The sequence below is a fragment of the Fodinicola feengrottensis genome, assembly GCF_010993775.1.
GTDB lineage: Bacteria > Actinomycetota > Actinomycetes > Mycobacteriales > HKI-0501 > Fodinicola > Fodinicola feengrottensis.
This window is the reverse complement of the sequence record NZ_WOTO01000040.1, coordinates 50,184-71,141: the sequence shown is the minus strand read 5'-3', so window position 1 is coordinate 71,141 and position 20,958 is coordinate 50,184. Positions and strand designations below refer to the sequence as shown.

The following is a 20,958-nucleotide window of genomic DNA, read 5'->3' as shown; positions in this document are numbered from 1 at the left end:
CCCCGCCGTCGTCACGGGCACTCGAAGGGGAAGCCGTAGACCTTCAGGTAGCGCGGGTCGACAAAACCGCTGACCGCGGTGGTGGTGTCGGTGATCGACAACCAGCCGGCCTTGGTGTGACAGGTCACCCGCACCTGGTCGCCCGGGGTGCCGACCCCGACCTTGGCCGAGTCGTACGGCACCCCGCCGTAAATGTCAGTCTGGCTGAGGAAATCCGCGGCCCATCCGTCCGAAGGCTGCTGCGCGGCCGTACGCACCGAGGCTGTCGCCGGCGCCGCCAGCCCGGTCAGCGCCACCGCGGCGATGCCGGCCACCAGTATCGCTTTCACCCGCATTTTGGGTCCTCTCGTTTTCCTTACGAGACATGCATTTCTTTAGGATCGTACAAATCGGCGAGGTGATTTACAACGTTAGAAATGTCCCCGCCGAAAGGTGACGAATGTCAGCTCCTTGACATCAACTAATGTTGAGGTTCTACCGTCCATCTCATGACTGCTTTGAAACTCGGCGTCTCGCTGCCGATCATCACGAAACCGGAGGACCTCGCCCGCGTCGGCGGTATCGGCGCCGCGGCCCGCCATGTGGAGCGACTCGGCCTCGAATCGGCGTGGGCGGCCGATATGGTGCTCGGAAGCGGCAATCACGCACTCGACGCACCGATCGTGCTCGCCGCGGCCGCCGCGGCGACCGAGCGCATCCGGCTCGGCTTCGGGACGTACACGCTGGCCCTGCGCCCAGCCGCCGCCTCCGCGGCCATGCTGGCGAGCCTGCAACAGGTCTCCGGTGACCGGATCCTGCTCGGCGTCGGCTCCGGTGGCTTCCCCAGCGCCCCGATCTGGCCAGCTGTCGGCATCCCGGCCACCGAACGAGGCAGGCGTACGAACGCGATCCTGGAAGTCCTCCCCGACCTGATCGCCGGCAAACCAACCCGAATCGGCCCCGACTCCCCCGAGATGACGCTCGCGCCCGCGAGCACCGTTCCCACCATCCTGATCGGCGGCACCGACGCCGCTCCCACCCTGCGCCGCACTCTCGCGTACGCGGATGAGTGGTTCCCTTCGTCGATGCCGTCCACCGTCATCCGCGGCGCCGCGAAACTCCGCGAGATGTCCGCCGAGCAGGGCCGCCCGATGCCGCTGATCACCGTCGGCGGCCCCGCCGTCCTGGCCGGCGCCGACATCCCGGTCGAGGCCATGACCGACCGCCTCGTGCAGGCGTACGGCATCGCCCCTGATGAGGCGCCAAAGATCCCCCTCACCGGCGGCCCCGCCCAGATCGCCGATCGGCTGGCCGCCTTCGCCGAGGCCGGAGCGCACCGGGTCGTGATGGGGCTCGCGTCAGGAGACTGGCTCCGGCAGGCCGAACAGCTCGCCGAGGGTTACGCGCTGCTTTCCTAGCCGGTGGCCTGGTCCGGTCAGGGTGTGTCTCAGACGGACACCCGTGCGCGGAACGGGGTGTCTAGTACAAGATGCGGGGATGACGCCATCTCCCCGGCCGACGCGGACAGCGGCACAGGCGCAACGGGCTGGTACGCCGTCGCTGAACGGCGCACCGCCCAGCGAGCTGTTCGCCGGCTACCTGGACCCCAACCGCCCGCACGCCGACGCGTACGACGAGATGTTCGCCGACCAGGACAGCGTCCGCTCCGCGTACAAGACCCTCTACGAAGCCCTCGCGCCCTCCGAGGTCGCCGACCTCGGAGCCCGCGCCGAAGCACTTGGCCGCGCGTTCGTCGACCAAGGCATCACGTTCTCGCTCTCCGGGCAGGAACGCCCCTTCCCGCTCGACCTCATCCCCCGGGTCATCACCGCGGCCGAATGGTCCAAACTCGAGCGCGGCATCATCCAGCGGGTCAAGGCGCTGGAGATGTTTCTCGCCGACATCTACGGCGACGCCGAGATCCTCCGGGACGGCGTGCTGCCGCGCAGACTGATCACTTCCTGCTCGCATTTTCACCGCGAGGCGGCCAACTTCAGCCCGCCGAACGGTGTACGCATCCACGTGGCAGGCATTGACCTGGTACGTGACGAGCAAGGCACTTTCCGGGTACTGGAAGACAATCTGCGGTGCCCGAGCGGTGTCTCGTACGTGATGGAGAACCGCCGGACGATGGCCCGGGTGTTCCCGGACCTGTTCGCCCGGCACCGGGTCCGGGCGGTCGCCGACTATGGCGCGCACTTGTCGAGGGCATTGCGCGCCGCGGCGGCGCCGAATGCGGCCGACCCGAATGTCGTCGTACTCACGCCTGGAGTGCACAACTCGGCATATTTCGAGCATTCATTGTTGGCCAGGCAAATGGGTGTCGAACTGGTCGAGGGCCGCGATCTTTTCGTACGGGACAACGTGGTTTATATCCGTACGACCGAGGGCGAACGCCAGGTGGACGTGATCTACCGCCGAATCGACGACGACTACCTGGATCCGCTGCATTTTCGGCCGGACTCGGTGCTCGGGGTGGCCGGCGTGGTCAACGCGGCCCGGGCCGGCAACGTGGTAATCGCGAACGCGCTCGGCAACGGCGTCGGCGACGACAAGCTCATTTATACTTATCTGCCGGAAATCCTGAAGTTCTACCTCAACGAGAAGCCACTCCTGCCCAATGTGGACACCTTCCGCTGCTGGCTGCCGGAGGAACGCACGTACGTCCTGGACCACATCGACGAGCTGGTGGTCAAACCGGTCGAGGGCTCCGGCGGCTACGGGATCGTCTTTGGCCCCTCCGCCACCGCGGCCGAACTTGCCACCCTCAAAAGGAAAATCCGCAACCACCCGCGCGGCTGGATCGCCCAGCCGGTGGTGCAGCTCTCGACCGTACCGACCAAGGTGGCCGACCGACTGGTGCCGCGGCACGTCGACCTGCGCCCCTTTGCCGTGAATGACGGAAAGTCAGTTTTTGTGTTGCCCGGCGGACTGACCAGGGTGGCGCTGCCCAAGGGCAGTCTGGTAGTCAATTCCTCGCAGGGTGGCGGCTCCAAGGACACCTGGGTGCTGGCACCCCGATCGTCCACTGTGGAGCGTGAGCTCGCCGAGCCGGGACTCGCCGAGGTTTCCAGCCTGACCGACATTGTCGGCCGGGTCGAGACCGAACAGGGACCCGAGCTGACTTCGTCCCAACAGCAACAACAACAGCAGCAGTAGGGGGACGAGATGCTGGCCCGCAACGCCGAATCGCTCTACTGGATCGGCCGGTACGTCGAAAGAGCCGACGACACCGCCCGGATCCTGGACGTCTCCGTGCACCAACTGCTAGAGGACGCCACCGTCAACCCGGACACCACCAGCCGCAGGCTGCTCAGCGTGTTGGGCATCGAAGGCCCGGCCGGCGCGACCTTCGATGTGTGGTCCTTGACCGAACTGGTGGCGTATTCAAAAGACCAGGCCGGCTCGATCGTCTCGTCGGTGACCAGCGCGCGGGAAAACACCAGGGGCGCGCGCGAGGTCGTTTCGGCGCAGATGTGGGAATGCCTCAACGCGATGTGGAACGCGATCCCGGACCGGCAGCGCTATGCCCGCCGGGTCGGTCCACATGCGTTTTTCAGCTTCGTCGAGGAAAGAGCGGCGATGTTCGCCGGGCTGGCGGACTCCACGATGAGCCGCGACGACGGCTGGCGGTTCCTGGTCCTTGGCCGCTCGGTCGAACGCGTCGACATGATCGTACGACTGCTGCTGTCCAGGGTCGGCGACCGCGCCTCTTCCCCCGGTTGGGTCACCGTGCTGCGATCGGCCGGCGCGCAGGACACTTTCCTTCGTACGTACCGAGGCACCCTGGACGCCGGCCGGGTCGTCCAGTTTTTGTTGCTGGACAGGCTCTTCCCGCGGTCTGTCTTCCACGCGTTACGGCAGGCCGAGTCGTGCCTGGAACAGCTGGACAACCAGCCGAGCGTACGCGTCGGAGCCCGCGCGGAGGCGCTTCGGTTGCTCGGAAAAGCGCGCAGCGACCTGGAATTCCTGCGCCCGGACGACCTGCTCGACGACCTGCCGAGCCGGCTCGGGACGTTGCAGGAATGCGTACGCGAAGTCGGTGAAGCGGTGTCGTTGCAGTATTTCCACACCGCGCCCTGGGTGGCTTGGACCAACGCCCAGCTGAACAGTGAGGTGCAGCGGTGAGCTGGCGGATCAGGGTCGTACACACCACCGGCTACCAGTACGAGGCGCCGGTCACCCAGTCGTACAACGAGGCCCGGCTGACCCCGCGCAGCGACCGGCGGCAGAACGTCGTCGTCACCCGCGTCGAGACCTCGCCGGCCACCCGGTCGTACCGGTATGTCGACTACTGGGGCACCGAGGTGACCACCTTCGACCTGCACGCGCCGCACAAGCAGCTGACTGTCGTGTCGTCGTCGGTGGTCGAGACGGGTACCGAAGCGGAGCCGATCGACAAGGCCGGCTGGCCGGACCTGCGGGCCCCGGACGTGCTGGACCGCTACACCGAGCTGCTGGAGCCGACCGCGTACACCCCGAGGGACCGCGAACTGGCGGCGATCGCCCGCGACCTGCGGCGCGGCCGGCGGCCGGACGAAGCGGTGCTGGAGGCCTCTCGCTGGGTGCACGAGCAGCTCGCGTACCGGTCCGGGGCGACGGGGGTGCACAGCACCGCCACCGACGCGTGGCAGGCCCGGGAGGGCGTCTGCCAGGACTTCGCGCACCTCACGCTCGTCCTGCTGCGGACCATGGGCATCCCAGCGCGGTATGTTTCGGGTTATCTGCACACCAAGCCGAACGCGGCGCTGCGGGAGACCGTACGCGGCGAGAGTCACGCCTGGATCGAGGCGTGGACCGGCGGTTGGTGGGGCTACGACCCGACCAACGACATCCCCATCGGGCCCAGGCACATCTGGGTGGCCCTTGGCCGCGACTACGCCGACGTGGCGCCACTGAAGGGCATCTACTCCGGCGGCGACGCGGCCGCCCTCGAGGTTACCGTCGAGGTCACCCGCCTCGGCTAACCGTGTTTATGGCGGCCGTGCCTGCCGTCTTTGTTGCTAGTACTACAGGGCTGTAGTACTAGGGCGTGTCTCCAAACCCCAGGCGGCGAGGGCCGAGCCCACACGCCGCCTGCGAGCACCGGTCGATCACCCCCATACAACCAGGTATGAAGGCGACCGCCCGGCACCCGCAGGACGACGTGTGGATCTCGACCCTCATCCACCTGGGATTTGGAGACACGCCCTAGACGTTGTGGAGGGGGACGTTGCCCTCGGGCGTGTACGTGGTGTCGTAGTGCCCGTCGTGGTTGCTGTCGTAGTTGACGGTGTCGACCTTGCCGTCCTCGTTCGTGTCGTGCTGCGTGTAGTCGAACTTGCCGTCGTAGTTCGTGTCCTGCTGATACGTGTCGTACTTGCCGTCATAGTTGGTGTCGCTCGTGACGTGGTCGATCTTGCCGTCCTCGTTCGCGTCTTCACCCTTGTAGTCGGTGTGACCGTCCTGGTTGCCGTCACCGCTGACCCGGTCGAGGTAACCGTCGCCGTTGGTGTCCTTCCAGTACTGGTCGTACGTGCCGTCGTGGTTCGTGTCGTATTTGGCGTCGTCGACGATGCCGTCGTGGTTGTAGTCGTGGGCGACAATCGACCTTGCCGTCGTGGTTGGCGTCGCCGGTGATCGTGACGCTGCCGTCCGAGTTCTCGGTGTAGTCGACGTGGTCGTAATGACCGTCGCCATCGATATCGACGTTGGTCGAGTAGTCGTCGCTCATGATGTGTTCCTCTCGTGCGCGACACCACTGCGTGCCGCTGACTCTGCTGCCGTCGAAGAAGACTGTACGAAGACGGTGCAACGAAGAACATCCCCAAAACGCGCCACGGCGTTACGCGTCAGCCCAGTTCGGGAAAGAAATGCTTGATCTCCCGAGCCGCGGAGTCCGCGGAATCCGATGCGTGCACCAGGTTTTCCCGGTTCGACAAGGACAAATCGCCACGGATCGTACCGCCGGCGGCCTTGCGCCCGTCGGTGCTGCCAATCAGAGCGCGTACGACCTCGATGGCGGTGTCGCCCGACAACACGGGTCGCGATCAGCGGACCGGAGGTGATGAACTCCCGCAATGGCGGGTAAAACGCCTTCTCCACGTGCTCGGCGTAGTGCTGGTCGGCGGTTTCCCCGTCCAGCGTACGAAGCTCCAGCGCCTCGATGGTCAGGCCCTTGCGCTCGAACCGGCCGAGGATCTCCCCCACCAGCCCGCGGCGCACCGCGTCTGGCTTCAGCAGCACGAGCGTACGCTCCGACACCTTTATCTCCTGTCTTTCATGCCCACTTGAGTCCCCAGCACTCTATCGGCGGCGGCAGCTGCTCGCCGCAGGCACCGGTCGCAGTGGACGCGACGACATCTCCGAGCGAGTGGAAAAGTCGATGTGTTGATCTTGGTTAGTTGGTCTACCCAAAACGGACACTCACCCGATATGTCCGCTTCAGGTAGACCAACTAACCAAGATCAACAACGGAAACCATGGACGGTGACGGATGCACCGACAAAACGGCGCCTGGTCCCACTTAGTGGTCGAAGTGGGCGGGGCGTAGGACAGTGCGGCGGACGTGTAGGACGTAAGCCCAGATGGCAAGGAAGACCAGGCCGAGCACCAGCAGGGCCCAGTTGAAGAAGCCGGTCAGGATGATCGCGACCTGGATCGCGGTGCCGAGGTGCCAGCCCCAGGAGCGTTTAAGGACGGCGCAGGTCAGCACGCAGACAGCGATCAAGCCGAGCAGGACGCCGATCTCGAGGCCGGAGACGTGACCGGAGAGTTTGGTCAGCGGTACGAGCGCGAGCAGCAGGACCAACGCTTCCAGCAGCAGGGTCGCCGACCCGACGCCACGGGCGGCGGCCTGCGGGTTACGCAGGCCCGACGTCGGTTCTTCCTCCTCGGGAGTCTCAGTCATCGCTTGAGCAACCTGCGCGCGTCGGCGACGGTCACTACCGAGCCGGTGATGATGACGCCCTGGCCGCCGAAAGCGGCGTCCGGGTTCTCGTCCACCCTGCGCACGGCCGCCTCGATCGCCTCGTCCAGGCGCAGCTCGACCTCCACCCGATCCCGGTCGAAGACCTGCACGGCGAGCGCGGCCAGGTCGTCGGCCGGCAGCGCGCGCGGCGAGCTGTTCTGGGTGATGACGACGGCGTCCACGTACGGCTCAAGGACTTCCAGCATCGCGGTGGCGTCCTTGTCGCTGAGCATCGCCACCACCGCGACCAGCCGGCTGAAGGCGAACTCCTCGCGCAGAGCGTCCACCAACACCTGCATGCCGGCCGGGTTGTGGGCGGCGTCCAACAGCACGGTCGGACTATTGCGTACGCGCTCCAGCCGGCCCGGCGAGCTGGCGTCGGCGAGGCCTTCCCGGACGGCCTCCAGCTCCAACTGCCGGTCCGCGCCGGCGCCGAGGAACGCCTCGACGGCGGCTACCGCGACCGCCGCGTTCTGCGCCTGGTGCGCCCCCTGCAACGGCAGGAACATCTCCTCATACCGAGCGGCCAGACCCTGCAGCCACAGCACCTGACCCCCCACCGCGATCTGCCGCTCCATGACGCCGAATTCCTCGCCTTCGCGGGCGAGGTTGGCGCCCACCTCGGCGACCCGCGCAGCAGCGGCTCGACCGCCTCGACCGGCTGGATCGCGGCCACCACGGTAGAGCCGGGATGGATGATGCCGGCCTTCTCGGTGGCGATGTCGGCGATCGTCGGGCCGAGCAGCTCCACGTGGTCGAGCCCGATCGGGGTGATCACCGCGACCGCGGCCTCCAGCACGTTGGTCGCGTCCCAGGTGCCGCCCAGTCCGACCTCGACCACCGCCACATCCACCGGCGTGTCCGCGAAGGCGGCGAACGCCATCGCGGTCATCAGCTCGAAATACGTGACCGGCTGGTCGTTGCGGGCGTCCATCAGCTCCACGTACGGGGCGACGTCCTGGTACGCGGCGACGAACCGCTCGTCGTCAATCGGCTCGCCGTCGACGCTGATCCGCTCGGCTGGGCTGTCCAGGTGCGGGCTGGTGTAGCGGCCGACTCGCAGGCCCTGCGCCCGCAGCAGCGAGTCGATCATCCGCGCGGTCGACGTTTTCCCGTTCGTACCAGTCAAATGTACGGACGGATACGCCTTTTGTGGGTTGCCGAGCAGATCCAGCAGCTCGACGATCCGGGACCGGTCCGGCACCATCCGGCCCTGACCGCGACTTTCCAGCGCGGCCAGCACTTCCTCGAGCTGCTCGGACGCTTTCGCAGTGTTGCCGGCGTTGTTGCGGTGTCTCTTGTTGACGTTCACGCCGACGGCAGCCCCTTCAGCGCGGCGGTGATCCGGGCGATGTCGGCCTCGGCCACCGCGACCCGCTCCCGCACCTTGGCCACCACTGCCTCGGGTGCCTTCGCGGTGAACGCCGGATTACCGAGTTTTCCGGAGTTCTGTTGCTTTTCCTTCTCGGCGGCGGCCAGGTCCTTGGTCAGCCGGGCTCGCTCGGCCGCCACGTCAATGGTGCCGGACAGGTCCAACTCCAGTTTCAGCCCGTGTACGGGCAAAGCCGCGGTCGCGCTGAAGCCGTCCTCGGGCTCGGTCAGCCGCAGCAGCGCCCGCAACGAACCAGCGTGCTCGGCCAGGTCGGTGTCGGCGATGCCGGCGAGCCGCGCCGGCACCCGCTGGCCGGGCTTGAGGCCCTGCTCGGCGCGGAACCGGCGGACCTCGGTGACGACCTCCTGCAGCGCCAGCACGGTCGCTTCGGCCTTGGCGTCCCGAAATTTCTCCGGATCCGGCGAAGGCCACGCGGCGGTTATCAGCGTCTCGCCGCCGGTCAACGCTCGCCACAGCTCCTCGGTCACGAACGGCGTGATGGGATGCAGGACCCGCAGCAACACGTCCAGGACGTTCCCCAGCACCGCGCGAGTCGCGTCCGCGGCCGGACCGCCGGCCTGCAGGGTCGGCTTGGCGAGCTCCAAATACCAGTCGCAGACCTCGTCCCACGCGAAATGGTAGAGCGCGTCGGATGCCTTGCCGAACTGGAAATCCTCCAGCAGCTCGTCGACCTCGGCGATCGTCTGGTGCAGCCGGGACAACACCCAACGGTCCACAGTGGACAGATCCGCCGGGATCTCGCCGACAGTCGCGCCGTTGGCGATCGCGAACCGGGTGGCATTCCAGATCTTGTTGCAGAAATTCCGTGCGCCGCCCACCCCCCAGTCCGCGCTGATCGCCTGATCGGTGCCCGGGTTCGCGCCGCGGGCCAGCGAAAACCGCAGGGCGTCCGCGCCGTACGCCTCGATCCACTCCATCGGGTCGACGACGTTTCCGCGCGACTTGGACATCTTCTTGCCGAACTGGTCACGGACCAGGCCGTGCAGGGCGATGTGGTCGAAAGGCGGCACGCCGTCCATCGCGTACAGGCCGAACATCATCATCCGGGCGACCCAGAAGAACAGGATGTCGTAGCCGGTGACCAGCACCGAGTTCGGATAGAACTTCTTCAGCGCGGCCGTCTCGTCCGGCCAACCGAGCGTCGAGAACGGCCACAGCCCAGAGGAAAACCAGGTGTCCAGGACATCGGCGTCCTGCGTCCAGCCGTCGCCAGGTGCATCTTCGTCCGGGCCAACACACCGCATTTCGCCATCCGGGCCGTACCAGACCGGGATCCGGTGGCCCCACCAGAGCTGCCGCGAAATGCACCAGTCGTGCATGTTGTCGACCCAGTCGAAATACCGCTTTTCCAGCGACTGCGGGTGAATCTTCACCCGGCCATCTCGTACGGCGGCGCCGGCCGCCTTCGCCAGCGGGGTGGTGTTCACGAACCACTGCTTGGAAAGCCGCGGCTCGACGGCCGTGCCACAACGCGAGCAATGCCCGACGGCGTGTACGTACGGCCGCTTCTCGGCGACGATCCGGCCCTCTTCGCGCAGCGCGGCGACCACCGCGGGGCGCGCCTCAAATCGGTCCAGGCCCTCAAAAGGTCCCTTCGCGGTGACCACGCCACGCTCGTCCATCACGGACAGCGCCGGCAACTGGTGCCGCTGGCCGATCTCGAAGTCGTTCGGGTCGTGCGCCGGTGTGACTTTCACCGCGCCCGTGCCGAAAGCCGGGTCGACGTGGGTGTCGGCGACGATCGGGATCCGGCGGCCGGTGAGCGGCAACTCGACCTCGGTGCCGACCAGGTGCGCATAGCGCTCGTCGTCGGGATGGACGGCCACCGCGGTGTCACCGAGCATGGTCTCGACCCGGGTGGTGGCGACGACGATCGAGTTCTCGCCTTCGCCATAACGGATGGAGACGAGCTCACCATCGTCGTCGCTGTGCTCGACCTCGATATCCGACAGCGCGGTCATGCAGCGCGGACACCAGTTGATGATCCGCTCGGCGCGGTAGATCAGGCCGTCGTCGTACAGCCTCTTGAAGATGGTCAGGACGGCCCGGGACAGGCCCTCGTCCATGGTGAAGCGCTCGCGTTCCCAGTCGACCGAGTCGCCGAGCCGGCGCATCTGGCCGAGGATCCGGCCGCCGTATTCCTCTTTCCACTCCCAGACCCGGGCGACGAAGTCCTCCCGGCCGAGGTCGTGCCGCGACCTGCCCTCCTTCGCGGCGAGCTGCTTCTCGACCACGTTCTGGGTGGCGATGCCGGCGTGGTCCATGCCGGGCATCCACAGCGTCTCGTACCCCTGCATGCGGCGGCGCCGGATCAAGGCGTCCTGCAGGGTGTGGTCGAGGGCGTGACCAATGTGCAGGTTGCCGGTCACGTTCGGTGGCGGCAGGACGATGCAGTACGGCTCGCGGTCGGATTTCTCGTCGGCGTGGAAGTAGCCGTTTGTTACCCATCGCTCGTAAGCGGGCCCTTCTACCGCCGCGGGGGAATACTGTGGCGGGAGGTCGGTGCGAGCGTTGGTGTCGGCCGGCCGTGGTTGTCACACCCTCAAGTCTACGGAGAACCGCGAGCCAATCATGCAGGGCATCTACCCCACGGAGAACGGCGTCATCGCGCTGCTGCTGATCGCCGCCATCGGCGTGATGGCGTGGCGGTTGTTCCTGCGCGGACCGTCCCGGATGACCAGGGCGCTCTACCTGGTGGCCGGCGGGATCCTCACGTTCACCCTGATCGGGCTGCTGGTCAGCTGGCTCGGTGCCCCCGACCAGAACCAGGCGTCGCATTCCACCGGCAGTGCCAGCTGGTCAGTGCGGATGGATCACTAAATCAGTGGCGTTCGGAAGCACCCGTTAGCGATCCTGGGTTATGCGCTGCGTACGGGATGACGATGTCAGGGCTTTCGCCGCTGCCGTGCTGGGCTGGCTCAAGCAAGACCCGGTCCGGAACACGGTCCTGTCCTCGGTGATCGCCGGCGCCGCCGGTGGCTATGTGGTCGACGGCGATCCATTATGGCTGCGCGTACTGGACGACGACGGTTCGCTTGCCGGCGTCGCCATACGTACGCCACCTCATCCGCTCGGCTTGTCGACGATGTCTCCGGCCGCTGCCGCCGCCGTCGCCGACTACTGCCGCTCCTTCGACATCGACATGCTGAGCAGCCTCACCACCTCCGCCGAGCCGTTCATCGCCGCCTGGGGACCGGCGACCCTGGCCCGGGGCATGCGCCTCTACCAGCTGGACGCAGTCAAGCCGCCAACCGGCGTACCAGGTCGCGCCCGGCTCGCCACCGAAGCGGACACCGAGCTGGCAGTCACCTGGCAGGCCGCTTTCGCCGCTGCGCTGGGCAGTCACAGTCTGGGCGCGGCCAACCTGCGCCGCCGCATCGGCCAGGGCCTGATCTGGCTCTGGGAGGTCGACGGCGAGCCGGTGGCAAGCGCATCCCGTACGGACGCGTCCGGTGGCGTCGTCCGCGTCGGGTTCGTCTACACCCCGCCAGCGCACCGCCGCCACGGGTACGCCGGCGCCCTGGTCGCCGCTGTCTCGGCCGACACCCTGGCCGCCGGCGCGACTGCCTGCTGCCTGTTCACCGACCTCGCCAACCCGACGAGCAACCACATCTACCAGGAGGTCGGCTACTACCCGGTCGCCGACTCCGGCGAGTGGACTCTCCACTAGTGGAGCCCGACCAAGGTCCGGCCAATCACCCAGAGGACCAAGAAGACCGGCACAGCCGCAAAGGCGGCGCCGGCGAGCAGAACACTGAACAGAATGCCGATCAGGACGCCGACGCTTCCGCCGCGGACGGTGCCAGGCAACCGGCGCACGGCTGCGCCCGCGATCGCGAGGCCCAGCAGAATCGTCGTGACAATCGGCGCGACAGTCACGATTCCTCTGCTGAGACCCGTTGGCAAACCAGAAATGGGCAGGATGGACAACACCGGAGAGAGAGCGATCGGCACCACCACTATGGCCATCGCGATCGCGCACACCACGTCAATGCCGCGCACTCGGCGCGCGGGCACTCAGCACTGTTTCTGACATAGCCCAAGTGGACGACGCCGAACCAGCTGGTGACATGCCGAGCGGGACGGCGACTCAGGCAGCGAATTCCTGCCGGTTGGGCAGCCTATCGGCCTCCACAGCCGACGTTAGGACGCAAGGTCGGCGCGCATCGCGTCGCGGATGACGTCCACCGCCGTACGCAGGTCGGCGACCGCTTCGGTGACGGCCGGTGACTGGCGGTCCTCAGTGGTCAGCAACCGTCCCAGGCGTTCGGCGGCCGCGACGGCCTGCCGGGCCTGGCTCGCCATCCCGGCCGGCACCAGCAGATCGAAGTCCGTGGCGGCGAGCAGCAACGCGTCGGTGGCCGCGCGGTCCGGATCACGGCGGTCGGCGACCAGAGGTGCCGCCGCGCTGAGGAACCGGCCGTACATTTCCCGCACGGTCTCATTGCGGCGCTCCTTGCGGGCATCTTCCTCGCGCCGGCGGGCGCCACGATCGGCGACCAGCGCGCCGACCAGGGTGCCGATCACACCGACGAAAGCCGCCAGCAGGGCCACCACACCGGTCACCACGGCCACCCAGATTTCCATGTGACGCACCGTACCGGCGGTCGCGGCCGGCTGGCGGTTAGGGCGTCTGGAACCTGTGGTGGTTGAAAGTCGAGATCCACACGTCGTCCTACCGGTGCCGGGTGATGACCCAAATAGCAAAGCTATGGTGGGTCATCGACCGGTGCCGGTAGGCGGCGTTTGGGCTCGACTATCGGCCGCCACAGGTTCCAGACGCCCTTCGGGTGGAATCGACCTCGTCCAGCAGAAAGGCCCGCGACCGTGCCCGCCGACCACACCTGGGAGAAGGTGCCGGTCGGGCTCCAGGCGCCCCGCTGGCGGACGATTCAGCCAGCACGGACCGTGCTGGTGATCGTCCACACCGTGACCGCGGCGACGCGGCTTGCGGACGTGCTGCCGGTTTTCGACGCCGACCTGCGGATCCAGGTGGTTTTCACCACTCCGGGCACCTCTGCCGTACGGGCCGGAGTGGCCGAGGTGCTGGCCGCTCTCGGCGCCGCGACAATTCCCTGGGCGCAAGCACTGCAGACCGAGTTCGACCTCGCGATCGCGGCCGCGCACAGCGGCAGCCTGCACGAAATCAATGCCCCACTTGTCCTGCTCTCACATGGTATAGGATATACTAAGAATACGGCCGGGTCCCGGTCCCGGGTCCCGGGTCCCGGGTCCCGGGTCCCGGGTCCCGGTCCCCGGGTCCCTAGGGCGACTTATGGGCTGTCGCCGCAGTGGCTTTTGCACGACGGACAGGTCTTCGCAGCCGCCGTTGGCCTTTCCCATCGGGAACAACTCCAGCGACTGGCCGATGCCGTCCCGCAAGCCGTCGACGTGGCCACCGTCATCGGCGATCCGTGCCACGACCGGATCGCGGCGAGCGCCGAATATCGCAGCAGATACCGTAAAGCGTTGGGCGTACGTCCACACCAGCGGCTCGTTCTGCTCTCGTCTACTTGGTGGCAGCACTCGCTTTTCGGGACCTGGCCTGATCTTTTCCGGCAGGTGATGGCGGACCTGCCGCTGGACAACTATCGGGTGGCCGCCGCCCTGCACCCGCATCTCTGGTACGGACACGGCGGCTGGCAGGTGCACAGTTGGCTGGCCGACTGTCAGCGAGCCGGGCTGATTTTGGTCCCGCCACAGGAAGGATGGCGGGCCGCGTTGATCGCGGCGGACTGCGTGATCGGCGATCACGGCGCAGTGACCACATATGCGACCGCACTCGACAAGCCGATCCTGCTGGCCGCGTTCCCGGTCGCGGACGTGGCCGGCGGCTCACCCGTCGACCTGCTCGGGCGGTCCGCTCCCCGACTCGACCGGACGCTGCCGCTGGACGCCCAGATCGACCGCGCGATAGACGAGTTCCGGCCAGGGCAATGGAAAGACGTCAGCGATCTGATCACGTCCGAGCCCGGCGCCGCGCTCGTACGCCTGCGTGCCCTTTTCTACCGGCTGATGGCCTTGCCGGAGCCAAACCACGAGCCGCCCGTACGGATTCTTCCAGCCGACTTTCCCGGTATATTGACAAGGCCGGACATCGCAGCCACCTTTGTCAGCGGCTCAGCGGCGGGCTCTGTCGTAGGGCTGACCCGCCGGCCCGCCGACGTCTACAGTGGACTGCCACTGTCGGCGCCGCCAGCTGGCGCACATTTGTGTTGTCACGCCGAGCATCCGGTCCGTTCACTGCTCGGCAACGCCGAAGTGGTCTTCCGACGCGCCGGCGAGGTCGAGGGAAGCACGCCGGACATCCTGGCCGATCTGCTTGTTCATCACCCCGGCTGCTATCTCGCCGCGCTGATCGACGACGACGTCTGTTTCGTACGTACGCGCGAAAACGACGCCATCCTCAAGGTCCACACTCCGCCGGGATTCCCTCCCGAAGCCGCCGCCTCCGCCGCCTACTTCCTGCTCCTCACGGGTCCGCTGCCCGCCACCGTCGCGGTCACCTTGGGTGGCGTCGAAAACACCCTGGAAATCTCTTCATAACCGGCCCATCACCGTACTGGTAGATCGTGTACCACTCGTAGAGCGTCGACCGGCCGACATCCGGCGTTACCTGAATCGTCTGAGGATCAACGCCCGCTCGCAGCCGGGTTCTGGCACCATTCTCACCAAAGTGCTTAGGGCTTGAACGCGCGCGCTCCGTGTTTTGCTGATGTGATTGAGAAATGAGTACGTTCCGATCGTACGAACTCGATCTTTTTGACGGTGATGGCGGTAGAGTGGTGTCATGGCCGCCGGCGATGAAGTCGCAGATCCAGAGCTCTGGATGTGTAAACCCCGGCAGTTGGTCGATTTGCTGCGTGCAGCCGAGCAGGACATTCGGCGGCGGCAGGCGCGGGCGTTGGATATTGTCGCGGCGATTCATCGGAACCGGGTCGGTAAGGCACTCGGGCATGACAACACCATGAGGCTACTGCAAGATAACCTCCTGCTGTCCCCGACCGAGGCTGGTCGTCGCCTGAAACGGGCGTTGAACCTGTGCAGCAGCCAAGCACTCACCGGTGAAACCCTCGTACCCAAACTTGGTCTTGTCAGTGACGCTATGCGCAGAGGTGAACTCGCGGATTCCCACATCGACACGATTCTGGGGATCGTGAACAGGCTCCCCGCCAGGGTGAACATCGAAGAACGCGAAGGTGCCGAGGCTTCCCTGGTGGAACACGCGAAACATCACCCCGCCCGCCGCCTCGTCGAACTTGGCCAACGCATCCACGACCACCTCGACCCCGACGGCCCAGCACCGCCCGAACGGGAGAACGAGAAACCGCGCCGCGAACTGTCCCTACACACCGGTCGTGATGGGCGGTTGAATTTCCGGGGCTCCTTCGACGGCGAAACGGGCACCCTGCTCACCGAAATCCTCAGCCCACTGGCCAAACCCCACCCCACCCAAGACGGCCACCGAGATGAGCGGTCAGTCTCCCAACGCAACGGCGACGCGCTCGCCGAGGCGCTTAATCTTGTTGCGGACTCCGGGAAACTCCCCGTCCAAGGGCAGGAGCGGCCTCACCTCACTATACCCTGGACTGGACTGGGAACTGCTCCGGGAACGTCTCGGTGTCGCGTACGCGCACACCGGCATCGCTATCTCTCCAGAATCCGGCCGCAGGCTCGCCTGCGACGCGGACATCACCCCGATGCTTCTGGGCAGGAACAGCGTACCGCTCAATGTTGCCCGCACCGAACGACTCATTCCCGCGCACCTACGAAAAGCACTCATAGCGCGGGATAAAGGCTGCGCCAGGTGCGGTCGACCACCTCGCTGGTGCCGTGGCCATCACGTCACTCACTGGGCCGATGGTGGCGATACTTGCCTGGAAAACTGCGTGCTCCTGTGTGATGCCTGCCATCGACTGATCCATCATAGCGACTGGGAAGTACGCATCATCGACGGAATCGTCGAATTCATCCCACCCGCGTACCGGGACCCTGAACGAAGACCCATCCGCGGAATCAACCAACTCGCCGCATAAACAAACCACCCGGCCGCCGGGCACCACCACGCCCGGCGGCCCACAACCCTGCCCGGACGTGCTCATGCGCGGAGATCACGACGTCGTCGACCATGCCGATGTCGCCAACCGCGGGTACCGCCCCCTGAGCGTCGCCCCTCAATTCTTGTCATTCGATGGAGCCCCTTGTGTCTGGTTTAGGGGCGCCGGCGGCGTGTTGATGCACACGCCCGGACGTTGGTTGAATCAACGGACAACAATCGCATCAACTCAGCGCCACCATCCGGTGTCCCCGCTTGCACGGTCGTGAACCTCCGCACCTAGCCTGTCGAGTCGTTAATTCGCGCCGTTAATCGGTCAGTCTGGGTTTATGGCTGGTCGTGGGCGTCCTCGTCGGGAGTTGGTTGTTTCTGCGGCTGATCGGGAGGTGTTGATGTCGTGGGCGCGGCGTCGGAAAACGGCTCAGGCGTTGGCGTTTCGGGCGCGGATTGTGCTGGCGTGTGTGCGGATGGGGCGCAGAACCAGGTGGTGGCCCGGGAGTTGGGGACCCGACCGCAGACGGTCGCCAAGTGGCGGAACCGGTTTGTCGAGGCTGGGTTAGGTGGGCTCAGTGACGAGGCGCGTCCGGGTCGGCCGCGGGCGGTGACTGATGCGCAGGTGGAGAACGTGATCATCCAAACCTTGGAACACCAGCCGCCGGACGAGGGAACGCACTGGTCAACGCGGTTGATGGCGAAGCAGGTCGGGATGAGCCAGACCGCGGTGTCGCGGGTCGGCGCGTGTTCGGTCTCAAACCGCACGTGGTGGAGTTCTGGAAGCTGTCCACCGACCCGTTCTTCGTGGACAAGGTCCGTGATGTGGTCGGTCTCTACCTGAACCCGCCGGAGAACGCGCTGGTGTTGTGTGTGGATGAGAAGTCCCAGATCCAGGCGCTGGACCGCACCGCGCCGGTGCTGCCGGTCATTGCCCGGTGTCCCCGAACGCCAGACCCATGACTACGTGCGCGCCGGGACAACGTCACTTAGGTCGGGCGTTCTCATCCTGAACCGGTCGGTCTATAATAAGACCGTGCGGACAAGAGGCGAGCGGGATGGTCGTACGTTCACCGAGCAGGCTCGGCGGGCCCAGTTGGTGGCCTGCGCGATCGACCTGGTGGCCCAGAGCGGGTACGCGCAGGCATCGGTCAGCAAGATCGCCGAACGCGCGGGCGTGGCAAAGAGCGCTGTTCTCTACTACTTCGACGGTAAAGAAGAACTGCTCCACGCGCTGATCACGGAGATTTTCCTGACGGCCGTGCCGGTGATGGTGCCGGCCGTCGAGGCAGAGTCAACCGCAGTCGGGAAGCTGGGCGCGTACGTCCGGTCCAACGGTGAGTTCATCGCCACGCATCGAAACCATGCTCTGGCGATGCTGGAGATCTGGACGAGCTACCGGTCGCCGGCCGGGCAGCGGCTGGACGAAGTCATGGCTGCCTCCGTCGCCGACCGGCCACCGGTCGGTGACCTCGCGGCCTTGGATCCAGCGCCAATTCTCGAACTCGGGCAACGAAACCACGAGTTCCGCGCGTTCAGCGTGCCAGCTATGGCGATCGCCGTGCGCCAAGCCGTCGACGGCGCCGTGCTCCACCTGTCCCGGAACCCTGATTTCGACGTACGCGGCTATTGCGAGGAACTCGTCACAACTTTCGACCTGGCGACCAGGAGGCAGCAATGACCATCCGGATGGCTCATCATGACGGCATCGACCTCGCGTACGAGACGATCGGGCCGGCCGGCGGCGAGCCGCTCCTGCTGATCGCCGGGATCTCACAAATGCTGACCTGGCCCGACGACTTTTGCGCCGCATTGGCGGCCCGTGGATTTTTGGTCGCCCGCTTCGACAACCGGGATACCGGCCTCTCCACGCATCTGCACGATGCCGGGCGTCCGAACAAGCTGGACCTGTTGCTGCGGCCCGCCTGCGCGGCCGCCTATCAGCTGACGGACCTCGCGGACGACGCGGTCGCCGTGCTGGACGCCATCGGTTGGTCCAGCGCGCACGTTGTCGGCGAGACTTTCGGCGGCATGATCGCCCAGTCGATGGCATTCCGCTCTCAGGATCGGGTACGCAGCCTGACCTCGATCGCGTCGACACCGTCCTCGCGCATCGGCCGACCCAGCCTCGCCACCCTCGTACGGATCCTGCGAACGGGCCGGTCCATCGACAGCGCTGAGGATTATGCCCAACATGTAAGGATCTCGACGCGGTCCTCGGATCCAAGGCCTATCCGCAGGACGAGGCGATGATCCGCGAGTTCGGCCGGCGCAGCTTTGAACGCGGTCACGACCAGGCCGGCGTCGAGCGACTTTCGGCGGCGTTTCAGGCATCCGGCGACCGGCGCGGTGAACTGGCTACCCTGCGGCTGCCGGCGCTGGTCATCCATGGCACCGCCGACCGCGCCTTCCGGCCGATAGGTGGCCGCGCCACCGCGGACGCCATCCCGGGCGCGCGGTTGGTCACCTATCCCGGTATGGCCAGCAATGTCCCACCGGCGCTGTGGTCCGTGGCCATCGACGAAATCGTCGCGATCATGCGGTCGACGGCCGGCGACACACCCCCGGGCTGGTACGACTATCGCCTGATTCGGTCGGCGCGAGCTGCTAAATGGTGTGCATTCGGCGGAGATATTCCTGGGCGGCCGGGTGATCGCCCAGAGCTTGCGCCGTACGAGCGAGGGATTGCAGCACCGACGCGCGCTCACCAGCGACTTTTCCGCCAGGAACAACGAAAGCGCCATTTCCAGCGGCGCGATCGCTTCGCGGGCTCGCTGGCCGTGCCGCAAGGCGTCGCCGTACTCGTGCAGGATTTTGGCGTAGTTGTCGCGATCCGCGCTGTCCTGGAAGAAGGTCGCCGCGATCGACAGATCGGCGAACGACTCGGGCAGGTGATCACGCCAGCGGTGATACGCCCGGCCGCGGTGGAAGTGCCCCAGCGCGACAGCGCGCCCACGCCCTTCAGCATCGGTCAGCCGGGCCTGAGCCAGGTCGATCGACTGGCTATAGAAACCTACCGCTCTTTCGTACGCCTGCCGCTCAAGCAGCACTCGCGCCTTCCACTCCAGGGCGCTCTGCTGCCCGAAAACGTGGTCCTGGTCGACAGCGATCCGATACGCCGTATCGACAAGCGTCTCGGCGCGGTCGAGTTTTCCTTCCCGAAGCTCCAGAGTCGCGAGCTGCAGCGACAGATGCATGCAGCGGCAACGGGAGGTTCGCTCGCTCGGCGGATTTCAGCGCCACTTCATGGACTGTCCGCCAGTTGTCGAAATGGTTGTGCAGATGCAGGACCGACCACAGGGCCTCGCCGAATGCCACTGCTTCCCGGTCAAACCCACGGTCGTGGGCCAGCAACACCAGCTGCACCAGGATTTCCAGGTTCCGCTCCAGCCACGCCAGCGCGACCTCGCGGGTCCGCTCCCGGGCGACCCGATCGGCGAGATCGCACGCCGCCGCCACCCGCTGGAAAATCTCCAGCACCCGCCAGCGATCGGACAGCACCAGCTCGTACGAGACAGCCTTTTCCAGATACCACAGGAGCATCCTGCCGACCGCTTCCTGCTGCACGTCCGGCGAATCGACCTCGTCGCGACGAGTGGCCGCGTCGCGCCAGACGCTGCTGTGGAACCGGTAGCCTTCGGAGGCGGTCGTCAGCAAATTCTTGTTTCGCAGTTCGGTCAACGCGTTGACAGTGGTCACGAAGTCGGTGCCCAGCAACGCCATCGCGGCGTCCACCGAAAACTCCAACTCCGGCAATGGATGCAGGCTGAGCAGCCGGTACGCGCGTTTTCCGGCTGTGGACAACTGATCGTAGGCGGAGTCGTACATTTGCCGGAACACCCGGCCCCAGTCTTTCACCAGTTTCGCGTCCACGAACCGCAGAACGAGTTCCTCCGAGCCGGCCGGCAGCCCGGCCAGCGTCTCGGCGCCCACCGCGATCAGCTGCGGCATTCCACCGGTGCCGCGGACGATCGCGTCAGCGACCCGCGGCGTACAGGCGATCCCCCTTCGGCGGAACCGGAGTTCGGCGAGCTCCGCCGCATCCTGGTCTTTCAGCGGCTGGATCTCAAAAGGCACGTACGAGCCGGGCAGCCGATCCCAGCGGTCCCGGCTGATCAGCACCACCAGACTTCCCGGCGCGTGGAAGCGGAACACCTCGGCGATCGCCGGCCCCACCACGCCGTCCAGCACGATCAACACTCGCCTGGTGGCGACCTTTTCCCTCAACCGGGTGGAAAGCAGCCCCACGTCATCGGTCAGCGTTGCGTTGCTGCGTCCACGCCCATATACGTCAACAACTGGCGCAGGTAGGCGGCTGGCCGGGCGAGCACCGCGCCCTCGACACTGCCCAGCTCGACACACCAGGCGCCGTCCGGAAATTCGGTGTCCAACTGCCGAGCCAACTGGTAGATCAGCTGCGACTTGCCGACCCCGCTCGGCCCATACACATGGACGTACGCACATTGGCCGGCAGCTTTCGCGTCCTCCAGCACCCGGCGTATCGCAGCCAGCGGGCCCCCACGATTGACGAAGGTGTCGTCCGGCTGTGGCATTCCGTGCAGAGCTGTCGTGGAACCTGCTGCCATCCCC

Annotated in this window: 21 protein-coding genes and 3 pseudogenes; 12 read left to right on the top strand and 12 right to left on the bottom strand. The window is 66.3% G+C overall.

From position 1 onward, the window contains the following. Nucleotides 1-11: 11 nt before the first annotated feature. Nucleotides 12-335, bottom strand: coding sequence for a hypothetical protein (locus GNX96_RS31620; protein WP_163571659.1), 324 nt, complete (start codon nt 333-335; stop codon nt 12-14). Nucleotides 336-488: 153 nt separating this feature from the next. Here GNX96_RS31620 and GNX96_RS31615 point away from each other — a divergent pair, with 153 nt between their 5' ends. The 4 genes from GNX96_RS31615 (at nt 489) to GNX96_RS31600 (ending at nt 4,946) form a co-directional block, all read left to right on the top strand. Next, a complete protein-coding gene (locus GNX96_RS31615) occupies nt 489-1,397 on the top strand; it encodes an LLM class flavin-dependent oxidoreductase (RefSeq protein WP_163571658.1) in 909 nt (302 codons plus the stop codon). Nucleotides 1,398-1,476: 79 nt separating this feature from the next. After that, nucleotides 1,477-3,138: a circularly permuted type 2 ATP-grasp protein gene (locus GNX96_RS31610; RefSeq protein WP_163571657.1), complete on the top strand. Its 1,662-nt coding sequence runs from the start codon at nt 1,477-1,479 to the stop codon at nt 3,136-3,138. A gap of 9 nt (nt 3,139-3,147) precedes the next feature. After that, a complete protein-coding gene (locus tag GNX96_RS31605) occupies nt 3,148-4,107 on the top strand; it encodes an alpha-E domain-containing protein (RefSeq protein ID WP_163571656.1) in 960 nt (319 codons plus the stop codon). After that, entirely contained in the window at nt 4,104-4,946 is an 843-nt protein-coding gene (locus GNX96_RS31600; protein ID WP_163571655.1) for a transglutaminase family protein, read from the top strand. Before GNX96_RS31605 ends, GNX96_RS31600 begins: the two co-directional genes overlap by 4 nt. Nucleotides 4,947-5,169: 223 nt before the next feature. On the opposite strand, the gene GNX96_RS31595 is transcribed toward GNX96_RS31600, so the two are convergent. From GNX96_RS31595 to GNX96_RS31575, 6 genes and pseudogenes are all read right to left on the bottom strand, one after another. Beyond that, nucleotides 5,170-5,658: a hypothetical protein gene (locus tag GNX96_RS31595; protein ID WP_163571654.1), complete on the bottom strand. Its 489-nt coding sequence runs from the start codon at nt 5,656-5,658 to the stop codon at nt 5,170-5,172. Between the two features lie 152 nt (nt 5,659-5,810). Further along, nucleotides 5,811-6,222: pseudogene (gene ndk / locus GNX96_RS31590) on the bottom strand (nucleoside-diphosphate kinase). A gap of 262 nt (nt 6,223-6,484) precedes the next feature. After that, the gene (locus tag GNX96_RS31585) at nt 6,485-6,868 is read right to left on the bottom strand and encodes a DUF4233 domain-containing protein (protein WP_163571653.1); all 384 of its coding nucleotides are present in this window, start codon (nt 6,866-6,868) and stop codon (nt 6,485-6,487) included. Further along, the gene (locus GNX96_RS56795) at nt 6,865-7,437 is read right to left on the bottom strand and encodes a glutamate ligase domain-containing protein (protein WP_279582021.1); all 573 of its coding nucleotides are present in this window, start codon (nt 7,435-7,437) and stop codon (nt 6,865-6,867) included. Before GNX96_RS56795 ends, GNX96_RS31585 begins: the two co-directional genes overlap by 4 nt. Beyond that, entirely contained in the window at nt 7,383-8,240 is an 858-nt protein-coding gene (locus GNX96_RS56790) for a bifunctional folylpolyglutamate synthase/dihydrofolate synthase (protein WP_279582020.1), read from the bottom strand. Before GNX96_RS56790 ends, GNX96_RS56795 begins: the two co-directional genes overlap by 55 nt. Then, nucleotides 8,237-10,837 (bottom strand): annotated as a pseudogene (locus GNX96_RS31575) (valine--tRNA ligase); the annotation flags it as partial. The pseudogene GNX96_RS31575 and the gene GNX96_RS56790, both read right to left, overlap by 4 nt. Before the next feature lie 55 nt (nt 10,838-10,892). Between GNX96_RS31575 and GNX96_RS31570 the strand changes: the two are divergent. Then, the gene (locus tag GNX96_RS31570) at nt 10,893-11,141 is read left to right on the top strand and encodes a hypothetical protein (protein ID WP_163571652.1); all 249 of its coding nucleotides are present in this window, start codon (nt 10,893-10,895) and stop codon (nt 11,139-11,141) included. 40 nt (nt 11,142-11,181) lie between these two features. Continuing rightward, entirely contained in the window at nt 11,182-11,991 is an 810-nt protein-coding gene (locus tag GNX96_RS31565) for a GNAT family N-acetyltransferase (RefSeq protein WP_163571651.1), read from the top strand. On the opposite strand, the gene GNX96_RS31560 is transcribed toward GNX96_RS31565, so the two are convergent. After that, nucleotides 11,988-12,305 (bottom strand): hypothetical protein, encoded by a 318-nt coding sequence (locus GNX96_RS31560; RefSeq protein ID WP_163571650.1) that lies wholly within the window; start codon nt 12,303-12,305, stop codon nt 11,988-11,990. The genes GNX96_RS31565 and GNX96_RS31560 overlap by 4 nt on opposite strands. Nucleotides 12,306-12,464: 159 nt before the next feature. After that, a complete protein-coding gene (locus tag GNX96_RS31555; protein ID WP_163571649.1) occupies nt 12,465-12,908 on the bottom strand; it encodes a hypothetical protein in 444 nt (147 codons plus the stop codon). A gap of 240 nt (nt 12,909-13,148) precedes the next feature. On the opposite strand from GNX96_RS31555, the gene GNX96_RS31550 reads away from it, so the two are divergent. From GNX96_RS31550 to GNX96_RS31525, 6 genes and pseudogenes are all read left to right on the top strand, one after another. Beyond that, entirely contained in the window at nt 13,149-14,867 is a 1,719-nt protein-coding gene (locus tag GNX96_RS31550; RefSeq protein ID WP_163571648.1) for a hypothetical protein, read from the top strand. 244 nt (nt 14,868-15,111) lie between these two features. Next, nucleotides 15,112-16,116 carry a DUF222 domain-containing protein gene (locus tag GNX96_RS31545; RefSeq protein WP_163571647.1) on the top strand — a complete coding sequence of 335 codons (1,005 nt, stop codon included), beginning with the start codon at nt 15,112-15,114 and terminating at the stop codon, nt 16,114-16,116. Then, nucleotides 16,022-16,357 carry an HNH endonuclease gene (locus tag GNX96_RS65320; protein WP_390624193.1) on the top strand — a complete coding sequence of 112 codons (336 nt, stop codon included), beginning with the start codon at nt 16,022-16,024 and terminating at the stop codon, nt 16,355-16,357. The genes GNX96_RS31545 and GNX96_RS65320 overlap by 95 nt, the downstream gene beginning before the upstream one ends. 349 nt (nt 16,358-16,706) lie before the next feature. After that, nucleotides 16,707-17,359: pseudogene (locus tag GNX96_RS31535) on the top strand (IS630 family transposase); the annotation flags it as partial. 45 nt (nt 17,360-17,404) lie between these two features. After that, nucleotides 17,405-18,049 carry a TetR/AcrR family transcriptional regulator gene (locus GNX96_RS31530; RefSeq protein WP_163571611.1) on the top strand — a complete coding sequence of 215 codons (645 nt, stop codon included), beginning with the start codon at nt 17,405-17,407 and terminating at the stop codon, nt 18,047-18,049. Continuing rightward, nucleotides 18,046-18,621: an alpha/beta fold hydrolase gene (locus GNX96_RS31525; RefSeq protein WP_163571645.1), complete on the top strand. Its 576-nt coding sequence runs from the start codon at nt 18,046-18,048 to the stop codon at nt 18,619-18,621. The genes GNX96_RS31530 and GNX96_RS31525 overlap by 4 nt, the downstream gene beginning before the upstream one ends. Here the strand turns inward: GNX96_RS31525 and GNX96_RS31520 are convergent. Genes GNX96_RS31520 through GNX96_RS31510 form a run of 3 tightly spaced genes read right to left on the bottom strand, consistent with a single transcriptional unit; the run spans nt 18,552 to nt 20,954 of the window. Then, a complete protein-coding gene (locus GNX96_RS31520) occupies nt 18,552-19,418 on the bottom strand; it encodes a hypothetical protein (RefSeq protein WP_163571644.1) in 867 nt (288 codons plus the stop codon). The two genes, GNX96_RS31525 and GNX96_RS31520, sit on opposite strands and share 70 nt — an antisense overlap. Then, on the bottom strand, nt 19,408-20,616 hold the full coding sequence (locus tag GNX96_RS31515) for an NB-ARC domain-containing protein (RefSeq protein WP_163571643.1): 1,209 nt from the start codon (nt 20,614-20,616) through the stop codon (nt 19,408-19,410). Before GNX96_RS31515 ends, GNX96_RS31520 begins: the two co-directional genes overlap by 11 nt. A gap of 8 nt (nt 20,617-20,624) precedes the next feature. Beyond that, entirely contained in the window at nt 20,625-20,954 is a 330-nt protein-coding gene (locus tag GNX96_RS31510; protein ID WP_163571642.1) for an ATP-binding protein, read from the bottom strand. Nucleotides 20,955-20,958 lie beyond the last annotated feature (4 nt).